The organism is Dactylosporangium roseum, assembly GCF_025264685.1.
In the GTDB taxonomy this organism is placed as follows: domain Bacteria; phylum Actinomycetota; class Actinomycetes; order Mycobacteriales; family Micromonosporaceae; genus Dactylosporangium; species Dactylosporangium roseum.
This window is the reverse complement of sequence record NZ_CP073721.1, coordinates 1,611,641-1,626,591: the sequence shown is the minus strand read 5'-3', so window position 1 is coordinate 1,626,591 and position 14,951 is coordinate 1,611,641. Positions and strand designations below refer to the sequence as shown.

At 70.9% G+C, this 14,951-nt stretch carries 14 protein-coding genes; 2 read left to right on the top strand and 12 right to left on the bottom strand.

Annotation, left to right across the window (positions count from 1 at the left end):
* Positions 1–247: 247 nt before the first annotated feature.
* On the bottom strand, positions 248–1,105 hold the full coding sequence (gene map, locus Drose_RS08360; protein ID WP_260727600.1) for a type I methionyl aminopeptidase: 858 nt from the start codon (positions 1,103–1,105) through the stop codon (positions 248–250).
* A gap of 53 nt (positions 1,106–1,158) precedes the next feature.
* Here map and Drose_RS08355 point away from each other — a divergent pair, with 53 nt between their 5' ends.
* Positions 1,159–1,347 carry a hypothetical protein gene (locus Drose_RS08355; RefSeq protein ID WP_260727599.1) on the top strand — a complete coding sequence of 63 codons (189 nt, stop codon included), beginning with the start codon at positions 1,159–1,161 and terminating at the stop codon, positions 1,345–1,347.
* Positions 1,348–1,567: 220 nt separating this feature from the next.
* Here Drose_RS08355 and Drose_RS08350 read toward each other — a convergent pair whose 3' ends face one another.
* The 9 genes from Drose_RS08350 to Drose_RS08310 all read right to left on the bottom strand — a co-directional run bounded on the left by Drose_RS08350 (position 1,568) and on the right by Drose_RS08310 (position 10,814).
* Positions 1,568–2,287 carry a gamma-glutamyl-gamma-aminobutyrate hydrolase family protein gene (locus Drose_RS08350; RefSeq protein WP_260727598.1) on the bottom strand — a complete coding sequence of 240 codons (720 nt, stop codon included), beginning with the start codon at positions 2,285–2,287 and terminating at the stop codon, positions 1,568–1,570.
* Positions 2,288–2,291: 4 nt separating this feature from the next.
* Positions 2,292–3,212: an LLM class flavin-dependent oxidoreductase gene (locus Drose_RS08345; protein WP_260727597.1), complete on the bottom strand. Its 921-nt coding sequence runs from the start codon at positions 3,210–3,212 to the stop codon at positions 2,292–2,294.
* Positions 3,213–3,225: 13 nt separating this feature from the next.
* Positions 3,226–3,909, bottom strand: a complete 684-nt coding sequence (locus Drose_RS08340) for a gamma-glutamyl-gamma-aminobutyrate hydrolase family protein (protein WP_260727596.1) — start codon at positions 3,907–3,909, stop codon at positions 3,226–3,228.
* Complete coding sequence (locus Drose_RS08335) at positions 3,906–4,673, bottom strand: 3-oxoacyl-ACP reductase (RefSeq protein WP_260727595.1); 768 nt, start codon at positions 4,671–4,673, stop codon at positions 3,906–3,908. The genes Drose_RS08340 and Drose_RS08335 overlap by 4 nt, the downstream gene beginning before the upstream one ends.
* Complete coding sequence (locus tag Drose_RS08330; RefSeq protein ID WP_343870628.1) at positions 4,674–6,029, bottom strand: aldehyde dehydrogenase family protein; 1,356 nt, start codon at positions 6,027–6,029, stop codon at positions 4,674–4,676. It lies immediately after the preceding gene.
* 108 nt (positions 6,030–6,137) lie between these two features.
* Complete coding sequence (locus Drose_RS08325) at positions 6,138–7,463, bottom strand: glutamine synthetase family protein (RefSeq protein WP_260727593.1); 1,326 nt, start codon at positions 7,461–7,463, stop codon at positions 6,138–6,140.
* Positions 7,464–7,499: 36 nt separating this feature from the next.
* Positions 7,500–8,240, bottom strand: coding sequence for a FadR/GntR family transcriptional regulator (locus Drose_RS08320; RefSeq protein ID WP_260727592.1), 741 nt, complete (start codon positions 8,238–8,240; stop codon positions 7,500–7,502).
* Positions 8,241–8,296: 56 nt separating this feature from the next.
* The gene (locus Drose_RS08315) at positions 8,297–9,856 is read right to left on the bottom strand and encodes an amino acid permease (protein ID WP_260727591.1); all 1,560 of its coding nucleotides are present in this window, start codon (positions 9,854–9,856) and stop codon (positions 8,297–8,299) included.
* Positions 9,857–9,866: 10 nt separating this feature from the next.
* Positions 9,867–10,814 (bottom strand): choline kinase family protein, encoded by a 948-nt coding sequence (locus Drose_RS08310; RefSeq protein ID WP_260727590.1) that lies wholly within the window; start codon positions 10,812–10,814, stop codon positions 9,867–9,869.
* 185 nt (positions 10,815–10,999) lie between these two features.
* Between Drose_RS08310 and Drose_RS08305 the strand changes: the two genes are divergently transcribed.
* Positions 11,000–13,432: a GcvT family protein gene (locus Drose_RS08305; protein ID WP_260727589.1), complete on the top strand. Its 2,433-nt coding sequence runs from the start codon at positions 11,000–11,002 to the stop codon at positions 13,430–13,432.
* A gap of 85 nt (positions 13,433–13,517) precedes the next feature.
* Here the strand turns inward: Drose_RS08305 and Drose_RS08300 are convergent, their stop codons facing one another.
* Together Drose_RS08300 and Drose_RS08295 are read right to left on the bottom strand one after the other, a co-directional pair.
* Positions 13,518–14,375: a DUF559 domain-containing protein gene (locus Drose_RS08300; protein ID WP_260727588.1), complete on the bottom strand. Its 858-nt coding sequence runs from the start codon at positions 14,373–14,375 to the stop codon at positions 13,518–13,520.
* 164 nt (positions 14,376–14,539) lie between these two features.
* Positions 14,540–14,878 carry a YybH family protein gene (locus Drose_RS08295; protein WP_260729651.1) on the bottom strand — a complete coding sequence of 113 codons (339 nt, stop codon included), beginning with the start codon at positions 14,876–14,878 and terminating at the stop codon, positions 14,540–14,542.
* Between the last annotated feature and the right edge of the window lie 73 nt (positions 14,879–14,951).

Below are 14,951 nucleotides of genomic sequence, written 5' to 3'. Positions count from 1 at the left end.
CCGACATGCGCCGCACCGCGTGGGCCGGTCCGACGATGCAGCCGCGTCGTTAGAAACCCGTCTCGTGAGCCCTGCCGTCTCGGGGACCACCCGGTTTCCCGAGACGGGTCAGGCCACGAAAAGTCGATCGATCAGCTATGTCGCCCCGGCCGCCGCGCCGAGCAGTAGCTGCCGGAGCCCGACCACCACCACGACCGCCGGGTGAAGCGGGCCACGAACAACCCGGCCCCGTCTGCCGCCGGACGGCTCATGGCAGGGTCAGGATCTCGTAGCCGTCCTCGGTCACGACGATGGTGTGCTCGAACTGGGCCGTCCACTTGCGGTCCTTGGTGACCACGGTCCAGCCGTCTTTCCAGAGGTCATACTCGTGCGTGCCGAGTGTGATCATCGGCTCGATGGTGAACGTCATGCCCGGCTCCATGATCGTCGTGAGTCGCGGGTTGTCGTAGTGCGGCACGTAGAGCCCGGTGTGGAACACCTCGTTGATGCCATGGCCGGTGAAGTCGCGCACGACACCGTACTGGAACCGCTTCGCATACGCCTCGATGACCCGGCCGATCGCGTTGAGCGGGCGCCCGGGCGCCACCGCCCTGATGCCGCGCATCATCGCCTCACGGGTGCGCTCGACGAGCAGACGAGCGTCCTCGGACACGTCACCGACGCAGAACGTCTGGTTGGTGTCGCCGTGGACCCCGCCGATGAAGGCGGTCACGTCGACGTTGAGGATGTCGCCGTCCTGGATCACGGTCGAGTCCGGGATGCCGTGGCAGATGACCTCGTTGAGCGAGGTGCAGCACGACTTCGGGAAGCCCTTGTAGCCCAGCGTCGACGGGTAGGCCCCGTGGTCGCACAGGAACTCGTGCACGACGCGGTCGATCTCGTCCGTGGTGACGCCCGGCTTGGCGTGCTCGCCGGCCAACTCGGTCGCCTGGGCGGCGAGGCGGCTGGCGACGCGCATCCTCTCGATGATCTCCGGCGACTGCACGTCGGATCCGCGATGCTTCTTGGGCGCGCGCTTGCCGACGTATTCGGGGCGCGCGATGCTGCCGGGGACCTGGCGCCAGGGGGTCTGCGTGCCGGGAGCGAGTAGTGCACGGACGGTCATGCCGAAAAGCCTAACGCGCATCAACGGGGCAGGGTCTGGGTAACCCGGTCGGCATGATCGACGACGACCGAGTGCAGGACCGGGCCGCCCTCCTCCTGCCAGAGGAGCTGGCGGCGGGCAGCGACGACCCGCAGGCGCAGGCCGAGGCCCTCCTGCGCGACTCCGACGATCGCGAGAAGTACCGCGAAACCACGCCTGACCTGCGCATCGAGCACCGCACCTCGGACGAGGCCGCATCCTGACAAAGATCAAGAGCCGGAAGTGGTACCTCCGGTGCCTCCCGCTCGAACCGCGACGGGCGCCGGGGCCGCGTGGCCGCCGCGCCTCGATCGCCATGGCGTCGTGCCACCCGGCCGCCGTCGGCGCCATCCGCAGCGCCCCTTCGTGCATCTCGTAGCGGAGCCCGGCAAGCGGGTTGTCGGCGACCGTGGCGACGTCCTCGCCGCACGGCCACATCCTGAGTCATGGCCGTATGGCTACATTTTGCCGAAAGGTGCGCGCGGCCTCGACGAAGGCCACGAACAGGCGGAAGTCGGTCGTGTCCTCCGGGTGCCACTGCACGCCGATCGTGAATGTCTTGGCCGGATCCTCGACCACCTCGATGAGGTCGTCCTCCGGGCACCAGCCGGTAGGCGTCAGCTTGCCCGGGTCGGCGATGCCCTGGTGGTGGAAGGAGTTGACCTCGACAGCCGCACCGAGCACCGCTGCCGCTTTCGACCCGGGCGCGAGACGGACCGGATGTTCGCCGAATTTCGGGCCGCTCACCGGCCGGTGGTTGTGGTGGCCCAGCACGTCGGGGAGGTGCTGGTGGAGCCGCCCGCCGTAGGCCACGCACATGAGCTGCATGCCGCGGCAGATGCCGAAGAGGGGCAGGTCGGCGTCGAGGGCCGCGCGCATCAGCAGCAGCTCGGCGGCGTCGCGCTCGGGCTTCACCTTGGTGGTCGGGTGCGGCGGTTCACCGTACAGGTCCGGGTTCACGTCGGAGCCGCCGGTGAACACGATCCCGTCGAGGCCGTCGAGCACGTCGACGTCGGGATCGTCCGGGGTCACCAGGACCGCGCGGCCTCCGGAGGAGTGCACCGCGTGGACGTACGACAGCGGCAGCACCGCGGAGAAGGTGTCGTTGAGTCCGAATCGGGTCTCCTCGGCATAGGTCGTGAGCCCGATGACCGGTCGTGCCATGCCTTCAACTTAGTCCCACCGGGGCGAGGTTGTGGAGGACCGTGAGCGCACGATCGACTGCCGCCGACGGGTCGACGCCGGGACCGGCGACCCGCGGGTCCCAGTTGAGGTCGTAGAAGACCTCGGTGACGCCCTGGGTGCCGAGCCAGGCGACATCCTCGCGCACCTGCTCGTACGTCCCCGAAAGACGCCGCCGTTCCCCCGCGATCTCGGTGTCGGTCAGGCGCAGCACGCTCCGGCACACGAACCGCAGGCGGTTTGGCTCGCGGCCGGCCTCCTCGGCAGCGGCACGGACCAGGGCGATGTCCTTGTGGATCTGTGAGAGGTCGTGTGCGCTGCGGCTGACCCAGCCGTCGGCGATGCGGCCGGCCCGGCGCAACGCGGCCGGCACCGAGCCGCCGAGCAGGATCGGCGGGCCGGGGCGCTGGATCGGCTTCGGCAGCATCCGGCCGGGCGGCACCGTGTAGAACTCGCCGTCGAACCGACTCACCTCGTCGCCCCACAGCGTGCGCAGCACGGCGACGTACTCCTTCGTGCGCGCGCCGCGGCGCTCCGTCGACGCGCCCGCCGCCTGGAACTCGGCCTCCGCCCAGCCGACCCCGAGTCCCAGGTCGAACCGGCCGCCGCTGAGCACGTCGAGCGTGGACGCCTGCTTGGCGAGGACCGCCGGGGAGACGAACGGCAGGTTCATCACCGCGACGCCGAGGCGGATGGATTCGGTACGCGCTGCCGCATACCCGAGTGCGATGAGCGGGTCGAGCACGCTCTGGTACACCGGGTCGACCTTCTGGTCCGCCCCGACGAACAGGCGCTGGAACGTCCAGAGCGAGTCATACCCCATCCGCTCCGCCTCGCCGGCGACCTGCGCCAGCCGGTCCGGCGCGGCCCACGTGCCCGACACCGGCAGCCCGAACCCGATCCGCATCCCCCAAACCTACTCAGACCGCGGTGACGAGCGCCGCGAAGGGGCGCACATCATCCGCCTCCTCGGGATGCCACTGGACGCCGAGCACGAACCGGCGCGCGGGATCCTCGACGGCCTCGACCACGTCGTCGTCGGCCCAGCCGGTGACCGTCAGCGTGCCGGGCTTGTCGACCGCCTGGTGGTGGTACGAGTTCACCTGCGCCGCCGGGCCGAACACGGCCGCCGCCCTGGAGCCGGGCGCGAAGCGGGCCGGGTGGGCGCCGTAGACGCCCGGGGACGGCTGGTGCCGGGCGTTGCCCAACAGGTCCGGCAGGTGCTGGTGCAGCGTCCCGCCGTAGGCGACCGCCAGCAGTTCCATGCCGCGGCAGACGCCGAGCACCGGCAGGTCGGCGTCGAGCGCGGCGGTCAGGACGGCCAGCTCGCCGGCGTCCCGGTCGGGGCGGGTCGCCGTCGCCGGATGCGCCTCGGCGCCGTAGCGCTCCGGCGCGATGTCGGCGCCGCCGGCCAGGAGCAGCCCGTCGAGCCGCCGGACCAGCTCGACGGCGTCGTCACCGGCGTCGGGCGGCAGGACGACCGGGCGGGCGCCGGCTTCGCGCACCATCCGCGCGTACGACTCGGGAATCAACACCGCCCGGGTGTCCCAGACGCCCCATCGCGCCGGCTCGGCATAGGCCGTGATCCCGATCAGCGGCCTCACAGCGGGGTCACGTAGGCGCCGGTGATGCCGCCGTCGACGAGGAAGGTCGAGGCGGTGATGAACGAGGCGTCGTCACTGGCGAGAAACGCCACGGCGCCGGCGATCTCCTCCGGCGTGCCGAAGCGCCCCATCGGCACGTGCACCAGCCGGCGGGCCGCGCGCTCCGGGTCCTTCGCGAACAGCTCCAGCAGCAGCGGGGTGGCGATCGGGCCGGGGCACAGCGCGTTGACCCGGACGCCCTGGCGGGCGAACTGGACGCCGAGCTCGCGGGTCATCGACAGCACGGCGCCCTTGCTGGCGGTGTAGGCGATCTGCGACGTCGCCGCGCCCATCAGGGCCACGAAGCTGGCCGTGTTGATGATCGAGCCCTTGCCCTGCGCCAGCATGTGCGGGATGGCGTACTTGCAGCAGTGGTACACGCTCGTGGTGTTGACCTTGAGCACCCGCTCCCACGCCTCGATGCCGGTCTCCAGGATGGAGTCGTCGTCGGGCGGGGAGATGCCGGCGTTGTTGAACGCGACGTCGAGCCGGCCGTGGCGCTCCACGACGCCGTCGAACAGCGCCTTCACGGCCTCCGCGTCGGCCACGTCGGCGGCGACGAACTCGCCGCCGACCTCCTCCGCGGCGGCCCTGCCGGCGTCGGCGTTCAGGTCCACCGCGACGACCTTCGCGCCCTCCGACGCGAACCGGCGGGCGGTGGCGAGCCCGATGCCGCTGCCGGCGCCGGTGATGACCGCGACGCGGTCCTGCAGACGTGCCCGCACCTATGCCTCCGTGCTGAAGTAGATGTTCTTGACCTCGCAGAACGCGGCGACGGCGTCCGGGCCGAGCTCGCGACCCAGGCCGCTCTGCTTGACCCCGCCGAACGGGGTCCAGTAACGCACCGAGGAGTTGGAGTTGACGCTGAGGTTGCCCGCCTCGACACCCCGGGCGACGCGGATGCCGCGGCCCAGGTCGCGGGTCCAGATCGAGCCCGACAGCCCGTATTCGGTGTCGTTGGCCATCCGGATCGCGTCGGCCTCGTCGTCGAAGCGCAGCACGGACAGCACCGGCCCGAAGATCTCCTCCCGCCAGTGCCGGTCCTGCGTGGACCGCGCGCCCAGGACGGTCGGCGGCATCCAGTACCCGGCGCCCTCGGGCGCGGTGCCGCGGAACAGCACGGCGTCGTCGTCCACATAGGATGCGACCGAGGCGCGCCGCCCGGCGGAGATGAGCGGCCCCATCTGGGCGCTCTCCAGCGCCGGGTCCTCGCAGCGGAACGCCTTCACCGACTGCTCCAGCAGGCCCATGAACTCGTCGTAGGCGCTCGCCTGGACCAGCAGGCGGGAGCGGGCGCAGCAGTCCTGGCCGGCGTTGTCGAAAACCGCGCCGGGCGCGGCGGCGGCGGCCCGGGCGAGGTCGGCGTCGGCGAACACGATGTTGGCGCTCTTGCCGCCCAGCTCCAGCGTCACCCGCTTCACCTGATCGGCGCAGCCGGCCATGATGCGCTTGCCGACCTCGGTCGACCCGGTGAAGCACACCTTGCGGACCAGCGGATGGGTGACGAAGCGCTCGCCCACGACGGATCCCTTGCCGGGCACGACCGTCAGGACCCCTTCCGGCAGGCCGGCCTCCAGGGCCAGCTCGCCGAGGCGGATCGCGGTCAGCGGGGTGAGCTCGGCGGGCTTGAGCACGACGGTGTTGCCGGCCGCGAGCGCGGGCGCGAAGCCCCAGCCGGCGATCGGCATCGGGAAGTTCCAGGGGACGATGACGCCGACGACGCCGAGCGGCTCGTAGCAGGTGACGTCGAGGCCGCCCGCGACGGGGATCTGGCGGCCGCTGAGCCGCTCCGGGGCACCCGCGTAGTAGTCGAGGACGTCGCGGACGTTGCCGGCCTCCCAGCGGGCGTTGCCGATGGTGTGTCCGGAGTTGCGGACCTCGAGCTGGGCGAGCTCTTCGTTGTGGTCGTCGACGACGGCGGCGAAGCGGCGCAGCAGCCGCGCCCGGTCACCGGGTGACACGGCCCGCCAGTCCTGAAACGCCCGGTGCGCCCGGTCGACGGCCGCGTCGGTGTCCTCGACCGAAGCCACCGCCACGCTGGCGACGACCCCCTCGGTCACCGGCGAAATAACATCCCGCACATTCCCTCCCCCCTTTTCCCGTCGATCTTGCACCTGTGGTGCCCGGATCGGCAGCATTACTACCCTTTTGTCGCCACCACAACTGCAAGATCAACGCGGCTGGTGGCGTCAGAGGCGCTCGAAGCCGCGCAGCAGTTCCCAGTCCGTCACCGCCGACTCGAAGGCCGCCAGCTCCACCCTCGCGTTGTTGGCGTAGTGCGCCACCACCTCGTCGCCGAAAGCCTCCTTGGCCACGGCGCTGGACTCCCACAGAGCCAGGGCGTCACGCAGTGTCGACGGGACGCGGGGCGCGGTGGCGTCCTCGTAGGCGTTGCCGGTGTAGATGTCCTCCAGCGGCAACTCGTTGCGGATGCCGTGCAGGGCGCCGGCGGTCATCGCGGCGATCGCGAGATACGGGTTGACGTCCGCCCCGGGCACCCGGTTTTCCACCCGGCGCGACGTGCCGTGGCCGACGACCCGAAGCGCGCAGGTGCGGTTGTCGTCGCCCCAGCGCACCGCGGTCGGTGCGAAGGAGCCGGCCTGGTACCGCTTGTAGGAGTTGATGTTCGGGGCGTAGAGGAGCGTGAACTCGCGCATCGTGCCGAGCAGGCCGGCCATCGCGTGCCGGAAGACCTCGGCGGCGACCGGGCCCTCCGAGCCGCGCAGCGAGAAGTGGATGTGACAGGAGCTGCCCTCGCGCGCGTTGGGCTTGGCCATGAACGTGATGGACATGCCCTCCAGGGCGGCGATCTCCTTCGCCCCGTTCTTGTAGAGCGTGTGGCCGTCGGCGTTGCGCAGCGCCTCGTCGTATCGGAACGCGATCTCGTGCTGGCCGAGGTTGCACTCGCCCTTCGCGCTCTCCGGCACCAGGCCGGCACCCGCCATGTCGTTGCGGATCCGCCGCAGCAGCGGCTCGACGCGCGCCGTCTGGAGCAGCGAGTAGTCGGCGTTGAAGAGGTTGGCGGGCGTCAGGTCGCGATACCCGCGCCGGTAGGCGTCCTCGTAGGTGTTGCGGTAGACGACGAACTCGAGCTCGGTGCCGGTGTAGGCCGTGTGCCCGGTCTCGGCCAGCCGGGCGAGCTGCGCCTGGAGGATCTGCCGGGGCGAGGCGGCGACCGGCGCCTCGCCGTCGAGCCAGCGCAGGTCGGCCAGGACCAGCGCGGTGCCCGGCTGCCACGGGATGCGCCGCAGCGTCGTGAAGTCGGGGATCATCGCGAAGTCGCCGTAACCCCGCGACCAGGAGGACATCTCGTAGCCGTCGACGGTGTTCATCTCGACGTCGACGGCGAGCAGGTAGTTGCAGCCCTCGGTGCCGTGCGCGACGACCTCGTCGAGGAAGTGGCGCGCGTGGAACCGTTTGCCCTGCAGCCGTCCCTGCATGTCGGTGATCGCCACGACGACGGTGTCGATCTCTCCCTCGTCGACGGCGACGCGTAGTTGCTCAACGGTCAACATCGGCCACCCCTAAAGGTCTATTTGCAAACCATAAACTCAACCCAGCAGGCCGCGCAACAACGCGGCGGTGGCGTCGCAGTGCTCTTCCATCTCCGCTCGGGCCACCGCCGGGTCACCGGCCAGGATCGCCTCCACGACCCGCTCGTGCTGCGCGTCGGAGTGGTCGAGGTTGCGCCGCAGGACCGGGATCGCGGCCAGCAGCCGGTCCAGGCGCATCTGCACGTCGGCGATCGACGCGGCGACCGACGTCGAGCCGCTCGCCGACGCGATCGCGAGGTGCAGCCGGGAATCGTTGACCCGGCGGTCCAGCGGGTCGCGGGTGCGCGCCGCGGCGAGACAGGCGACCAGGTGCGCCCGGTCGGCCGCCGACAGTGCGCGCGTCGCGGCGAGCGCCGCCGCACCGGGCTCCAGGACCCGCCGGAAGTCGAGGGCGTCGTGGAGCCCGTCGCCCATCTCGCGGGCCAGCTCGGCGGCGTCCCGGTCCTGGGAGGGCGTGGCGTCCCCGGCCGACCGCACCACGAACGTGCCGCCCGACCGGCCCCGCCGCGACTCCAGGAACCCGGCCTCCCGCAGCGCGGCGATCGCCTCCCGCAGCGTCACGCGGCTCACCTGGAGCCGCTCGGCCAGCTCCCGCTCCGGCGGCAGGCGCTCGCCCACAGGCACCAGCCCGAGCCGGATCGCCTGGGCGAGCCGGGCGACGGTGATCTCGAACGCGTTCCCGCCCCGCACCGGCCGCCACATCGGCACGCCCGAGAGGGGCTCCGCAGCCGCCGGCATCCGTCCTCCCCAGTGATGGTCCGGGCCGGATCCCGGCCCGGACCATCTATCATTCCCTACTCGGCGGCCTTGGCCATGCCCTCCGCCGGGGTCTCGTCGATCGTCCGGATCGGGCCCTTGAACCAGTGCCGTGCCGAGACCGCCCACCAGAGGGCGGCACCGCCGATGACCACGAGGATGGCGATCGGCGCGTAGTTCACGGCCGTCCAGGTGAAGCCCTCGTTGCCGGGGATCGCGGTCGGCGTGAAGGGCATGATGAAGTAGATCGAGACCACGGCGATCTCGATGACGGCGATCCAGCCGAGCACCTTGTACTTGGCGCCCAGCGTCCAGGGCCCCGGCACGAACCGGTCGCCCATCCGCAGCCGCAGGTAGATGGGGATGAGGAACGCGAGGTAGAGGCCGATGACCGCCACGGAGACGACGGCGTAGAACGCGGTCGGCGCGCCGGTCGGGCTGGTGTAGAGGGCCGGCAGGGTCAGGACCAGGCCGGCGATCGCGGCGCCGACGATGGCGTTGACCGGCGTGCCGTTGCGGTCCACCTTGGACCACGACCGCCAGCCCGGCACCGCGCGGTCGCGGCTGAAGGCGTACGTCATCCGGGACATGCTCGTCACGCAGCTCATGCCGCAGAAGAACTGCCCGATCGTGGAGATGAGGACGACCGCCTTGAAGAAGCCGGCGCTCAGCGCGGTCTGGAAGATGGCGCCCGAGAACCCGTTGGCCTTGGTGATCGCCTCGACGTCGGTCGCGGCGAAGAGGAACGCCAGCAGCAGGATCCAGCCGCCGATCGCCGAGTAGAAGATGGACTGCCACAGGCCCTTGGCCGCGGCCATCGACGCGCCCTTGGTCTCCTCCGAGACGTGGGCACAGGCGTCGAAACCCGTGATGGTGTACTGCGTGAGCAGGAACCCGAAGGGCAGCACGAGGAACCAGTAGGTGGCGTCGGAGTACCCGGAGTTGTTGAAACGCTGGGTGAAGACGAACTCGAGGCTCTGGTGCTTCTCCGGCACGAACACCAGGATCAGTACGACCGCCGCCGCACCGACGACGTGCCACCACACCGACACGTTCTGGAGCACGTCGATGATGCGGTGGCCGAAGATGTTGATGGCCACGTGCGCCGCGAGGATGATGACGAACAGCAGGAAGGTCAGCTTCAGGTTGGTGCTGTCCCAGGAGCTGTAGGCGTCGAGCACCAGGCTGAGGAAGGTCGCGCAACCGTAGTCGACCGAGGCGGTGACCGCGACCAGGCCGACGAGGTTGAGCCAGCCGGTGAACCAGCCGTGGACCGGCTTGCCCATCCTCGCGGCCCACCAGTAGATGCCGCCGGCCGTCGGGTAGGCCGAGACGAGCTCGGACATGCAGAAGCCGATGATCAGGATGAAGATCGAGATGAGGGGCCAGCCCCACGAGATGGCGACGGGCCCGCCGTTCATCCAGGCCTGGCCGAACGTGGTGAAGCAGCCGGCGAGAATCGAGATGATGGAGAACGAGATGGCGAAGTTGGAGAACCCGCTCCACTTGCGCCGGAGCTCCTGCCTGTAGCCCAGTTCGGCGAGCCGCTTCTCGTCGTCGTCGATCGGCGGGTCGGCCTGGGTCGGCGATGCCGACATGGGCACCTCCTCAATGTTCGGGGGTGGTGGTTTTCCTTCCGGTCACCGTGTCGAGGAGGTCACCGAGGCCGGGATCGTCCAGGGCACGCCACGCCTGGCCCCACTTGTCGGCCGCCTCCGCTTGATAGTCGAAGTTCACCGTGGCGTCGCGCAGCAGGCCGTGGTGGACGGTGAACCAAAGCGCCCAGGTGACGTTGGACGCGATCTGGAACAACCGCACCCGGGCGAGCAGTGCGGGCGTGCGGTCCGCGCCGAAGTACGCGTCGGCGAGCCGCTCGACCAGATCCGGGTCGTAGTCGGCCTCCGCGGCGATGTCGCCGAGCTCGAACGCGGGATCGTTGTTGCCGGACAACTGGTAGTCGATGACGCGTACGCCGTCGCCGGTGGCGATGAAGTTCTCGGGGAGCAGGTCGTTGTGGCACGGCACGGCGGGCAGCGGCGCGACGCCGAGCGCGGCCCGAAGGGCATCCACTGTGGACGAACGGTCGAGGTACCCGTCCGGCAGCGGCAGGTCGTGCCGTGCGCAGACGTCGAGCAGTTCGGCCCGCTTGGCGAAGATGTCGAACGTGTTGCCGAACGCGGGCCCGGCGTGCAGCCGCCGGCACGCCTCGGCCAGGGCCGGGACGACCTCGGGACGGCGCACCTCGGCGGCGCTGAGCGTCCGTCCGGGCAGGAACTCCAGCACGAGCGCGGGCACGTCCTCGAGGACCGCGTAGACCTGCGCGCCGACGCTCCCGGCCGCCGCGATCGAGTTGGCGATCTCCTGCTCCGGCGGGATGCCCAGGCCCGCCGCGGACACGGCCGGCTCCAGGACCCGCAGCACATACGGCTGGCCGTCGGCCTCGACCCGGAAGATGTGGTGCGACAGACCGCCGTCGAGGCGCTGCCATTCGACGGCGCGGCCCACCCACGACGGCACCCGCTCCAGCAGGTCCCCGATCGACGGCACCGCAGTCATGGCCCCGGCCCCCTCGCCGCGATCACCGCCGAATCCGTGCCTTATGAGGCCCGTGTCGATGTGATCCGCATCATGGTGGGCACAGTTAACGCCGCTGTCCCCCGCCCGTCAAGACCGGTTCGCCGGAATGAAGTGGCACGGCTTCAGACCTTTTGCGGCGACGTTTCCGGCGTCACAATCATGCGATGCTTCCCACGACGGCACGCGCGGTCGTCATCGGCGGCGGCGTCGCCGGCTGCGGCATCGCCTACCACCTTGCCCGGCTGGGCTGGACCGACGTGGTGCTCGTCGAGCAGCACGAGCTCACCGAGGGCACGACGTGGCACTCGGCCGGCTTCGTCGGGCAGCTCCGCTCGACGATCAGCCAGACCCGCATGATCATGTACTCGTCCGGCCTCTACGCCGAGCTGCGCTCGCGGACCGGTCTCGACCCGGGGTGGCGCGGTGTCGGCGGGCTGCGGCTGGCCACGACCCCGGCGCGGGTCGAGGAGCTGCGCCGGCAGGCGAGCTCCGCGACCACGTACGGGCTGCCGATGGAACTGCTCGGCCCGGCCGAGACGGTCGACCGGCTGCCGCTGCTCAACGTCGCCGACGTACGGATGGCCGGCTGGCTGCCCGGCGACGGCTGGCTCGAGCCCGCCCGGCTCGCCACCGCGCTCGCCGAGGGTGCGGTCTCCCTCGGCGTCCGCATCGTCACCGGCACCCGCGTCACCGGGGTCGTCGTCGAGCAGGGCCGGGTCCGCGGCGTCGACACCACGCAGGGCCGGGTGACCGCCGAGGTCGTGGTGAACGCCGCCGGCGCCGCGGCGGGTGCGGTCGGGCGGCTCGCCGGGGTCGAGCTGCCGATCGTCCCGATCAAGCACCAGTACGTCGTCTCGTCCTCCCTCGGGATGCCCACGATGGAGGTACCGACGGTCCGGGACCCCGACCGCATCGTGTACCTCCGCGGCGGCGACGAGACCGGGCTGCTCGTCGGTGGATACGCCCGCGACCCCGAGCTGTGGTGGCCCGAGTCCGGCGCACCGCTCGACGAGCGGCGGACGCTCTTCGAGCCGGACATGGCGAGGTTCGCCGAGTCGTGGGCCAACGCCCGGCACCGCGTGCCCGCCCTGCGGGACCTGGACATCGCCCGGGTCGTGCACGGCCCGGAGGCGTTCACTCCCGACGGCGAGTTCCTGCTCGGCGAGACCGCGGTCGCCGGGTTCTGGGTCGCGGCCGGGTTCTGCGTGCACGGCCTCGCCGCTGCCGGCGGGGTCGGCAAGGTGATGGCCGAGTGGATCGTCGACGGCAGCCCGGAGTACGACGTGTCCACGATGGACGTCCGGCGCTTCGGCGCGCACGCGGCGAGCCGTCGCTGGGCGAGCACCAAGGCACTGGCCGGCTACGCCCGGTACTACGACGTCGTCTACCCCGGGCAGGAGTGGACCGCCGGCCGCCCGCTGCGCCGCTCGGCGGTCTGGCCCCGGCTCGCCGAGCTCGACGCGGCCTTGGGCGAGAAGGGCGGCTGGGAGCGGGTCGAATGGTTCGGCGCCAACGCCGGGCTGACCCCGCAGGCGCAGCGGCCCAAGGGCTGGGCCGGCCGCTTCTGGTCCCCGGCGATCGCCGGGGAGGTCGCCGCGACCACGGAGGCGGCGGGCCTGTTCGACCAGTCGTCGTTCGCGAAGCTGGACGTCCGCGGCCCCGGAGCCGCCGGCCTGCTCGGCCGGCTGTGCGCGAACGACGTCGACCGGCCGGTCGGCGCGACGACGTACACGCAGTTGCTCAACGCCCGCGGCGGCATCGAGGCCGACCTGACCGTCACCCGCCTCGGCGAGCAGCACTTCCGGATCGTCACGAGCACGGCGAGCGGGGTTCGCGACGCCGACTGGATCCGCAAACACGCCGCCGAGTGGTCGGCGGATGTCCTCGTCGACGACGTGACCGGCGCCCACGGCTGCCTGTGCCTGTGGGGTCCGGCCGCCCGGGACATCCTCCAGCCGCTCACCGACACCTCACTGTCCAATGAGGACTTCCGCTTCCTGCGCGCCGCGCGCCTGACGGTCGGCGCCGTCCCGGTGCTGGCGCAGCGGGTCACGTTCGTCGGCGAGCTGGGCTGGGAGCTGTACGCGCCGACGGAATACATGCTGACCCTGTGGGACACGCTGACCGAGGCCGGCCGCCCGTTCGGCCTGCGGCCGGGCGGGTACCGGGCGATCGACTCGATGCGGCTGGAGAAGGGCTACCGGGTCTGGGGCTCCGACCTCACCACGGACACCGACCCGTTCGCCGCCGGCCTGGGCTCCTTCGTCCACATGGAAAAGCCGTTCCTGGGCCGCGAGGCGTTGGAGACCCTGCGGTCGGCCGGCGAGCCACCGCGGGTCCTGCGCTGCCTGGTCCTGGACGACCCCGGCACGGTCTGCCTGGGCAGCGAACCGGTCCGGGTCGACGGCACACCCTGCGGCAGGGTGACGTCGGGCGGTTTCGGCTACCGGGTCGGCGCCTCGATCGCGTACGCGTACCTCCCGTCGGAGGTCCCCGTCGGCGCCCCGGTCGAGGTCAGCGTCTTCGACCGCTGGACCCCAGGATTCGTAAGGCAAGCCCCCCTCTACGACCCGAAAATGCTCCGCGTCCGCTCCTAACCCCCTCCTTCGGCGTTGATCATGCACTTGTGGTGCCTCGACACTCCGTCTTTGTCCGGGTTTGTCAGGCACCACAAGTGCATGATCAACGGCCATGGAGGGCGTCATGGACCGTCGCCACCACGCCGACAGGGTTCCGATAGACGTCGGCAGCCGTGAAGTACCGCATGGTCCAGCCCTGAGCGGTAAGCCAGTTCATCCGCCGCCGATCGCCACGCAGCGCGTTCCGGTCCAGGTGCGACGCGCCGTCGTACTCGATGCCGACCTTGCGATCCGCATAGGCGAGATCGATACGGAACACCCGGCGCCCCTGCGCCGTGCACGCCCAGACCTGCGTCTGGGGCACCGGCAGCCTTCCGTCGATCAACACCAGGCGGAGATGGCTCTCCTGAGCACACTCCGCGCCACCGTCGGCCAGCGGCACGAGTTCACGGGCCAGCCGCACACCGCGCAGCCCGCCGTGGCGCGGCAACTCCTCGGCAAGCCCCTCCACGTCCGTCAGGCCCGAGTGCAGCGCCGAGTCCAGCAAGGCGATGCCGTCCAAGCGCCGCCCGGACCGGGCCAGGTCGATCGCCACGCGGGCCGGCGGCGCGCACCGCAGGCCGAAGACCGTCTCCACCGTGGCGACCGGAACGACGGCCTGATGGGCGACGACACCTTCGAGCCGGGGCTTCGGCATGCCGGCCGGGACCAGGACGTGCACCGACGGGTCCTCGGGGACGGCGAACCGGTACAGCACCGCGGCCGACTGATGACTGAGCACGACCTCTTCCGGCAATCGCATGAGGATCGCCTGGATGCGGTCGATCTCGTCACCAACGGGTGGGCCGTAGACACCCCGCGTCACCGCGGCGACAACACCGGAAGCGACCCGGTCCCGGAGGCGTTGCCGGGAGACTCCCCCGGCCAGGATCTGACGGTAGGTGCGCAGTGCTTCGTTCACGGCCGCACACCCTCCCGCACCGACCGCGCCCTCACAACACCGCCGCGACCCCTCCTGTGGACAACACCCCCGTTGTGGACACCCCAGGCCCCCGTTGATCATGCAGTTGTGGTGCCATAACACTCCCACGATGTCCGGGTTTGTCAGGCACCACAACTGCATGATCAACTCAACGGGGGTTCCGGTCTGTCGATCACGCGGAGCCAGGTGCCGTCGGGCTGGCGCCGCACGACCTGGACACGGCCGCCGGTGTTGTCCGACGGACGGGTCGAGGTGAGCGCGAGATCGCCGTGACGGATCGTGGGCAGCGGCTCCTCGACCTCGAAGCGGGACACGTGCTGGAGCATCCGCTCGCACACGGACCGGATCGCGTCGCGGCCGACGGTCACCGACCCCGGCGGGTAGGCCAGCACCGCATCGGGCTCGTAGAGCTCGGCCAGGCCGGCCGCGTCGCCGGCGTTGGCGCGCTCCACGAACAGCCGTGAGATGTCTTCCGGGGTCATCGCCTTGGTGGTCATACCCCAACCCTGACGCGACCCGATCCAGAACTCCAAGAGCAGCTCATTCTGTGATCTA

Coding starts and splice junctions, on each gene's coding strand:
- Drose_RS08310 (WP_260727590.1), bottom strand. CDS start 10,814: ATGACTGCGGTGCCGTCGATCGGGGACCTGCTGGAGCGGGTGCCGTCG.
- Drose_RS08325 (WP_260727593.1), bottom strand. CDS start 7,463: ATGTTGACCGTTGAGCAACTACGCGTCGCCGTCGACGAGGGAGAGATC.
- Drose_RS08320 (WP_260727592.1), bottom strand. CDS start 8,240: ATGCCGGCGGCTGCGGAGCCCCTCTCGGGCGTGCCGATGTGGCGGCCG.
- Drose_RS08295 (WP_260729651.1), bottom strand. CDS start 14,878: ATGACCCCGGAAGACATCTCACGGCTGTTCGTGGAGCGCGCCAACGCC.
- map (WP_260727600.1), bottom strand. CDS start 1,105: ATGACCGTCCGTGCACTACTCGCTCCCGGCACGCAGACCCCCTGGCGC.
- Drose_RS08355 (WP_260727599.1), top strand. CDS start 1,159: ATGATCGACGACGACCGAGTGCAGGACCGGGCCGCCCTCCTCCTGCCA.
- Drose_RS08345 (WP_260727597.1), bottom strand. CDS start 3,212: ATGCGGATCGGGTTCGGGCTGCCGGTGTCGGGCACGTGGGCCGCGCCG.
- Drose_RS08315 (WP_260727591.1), bottom strand. CDS start 9,856: ATGTCGGCATCGCCGACCCAGGCCGACCCGCCGATCGACGACGACGAG.
- Drose_RS08305 (WP_260727589.1), top strand. CDS start 11,000: ATGCTTCCCACGACGGCACGCGCGGTCGTCATCGGCGGCGGCGTCGCC.
- Drose_RS08350 (WP_260727598.1), bottom strand. CDS start 2,287: ATGGCACGACCGGTCATCGGGCTCACGACCTATGCCGAGGAGACCCGA.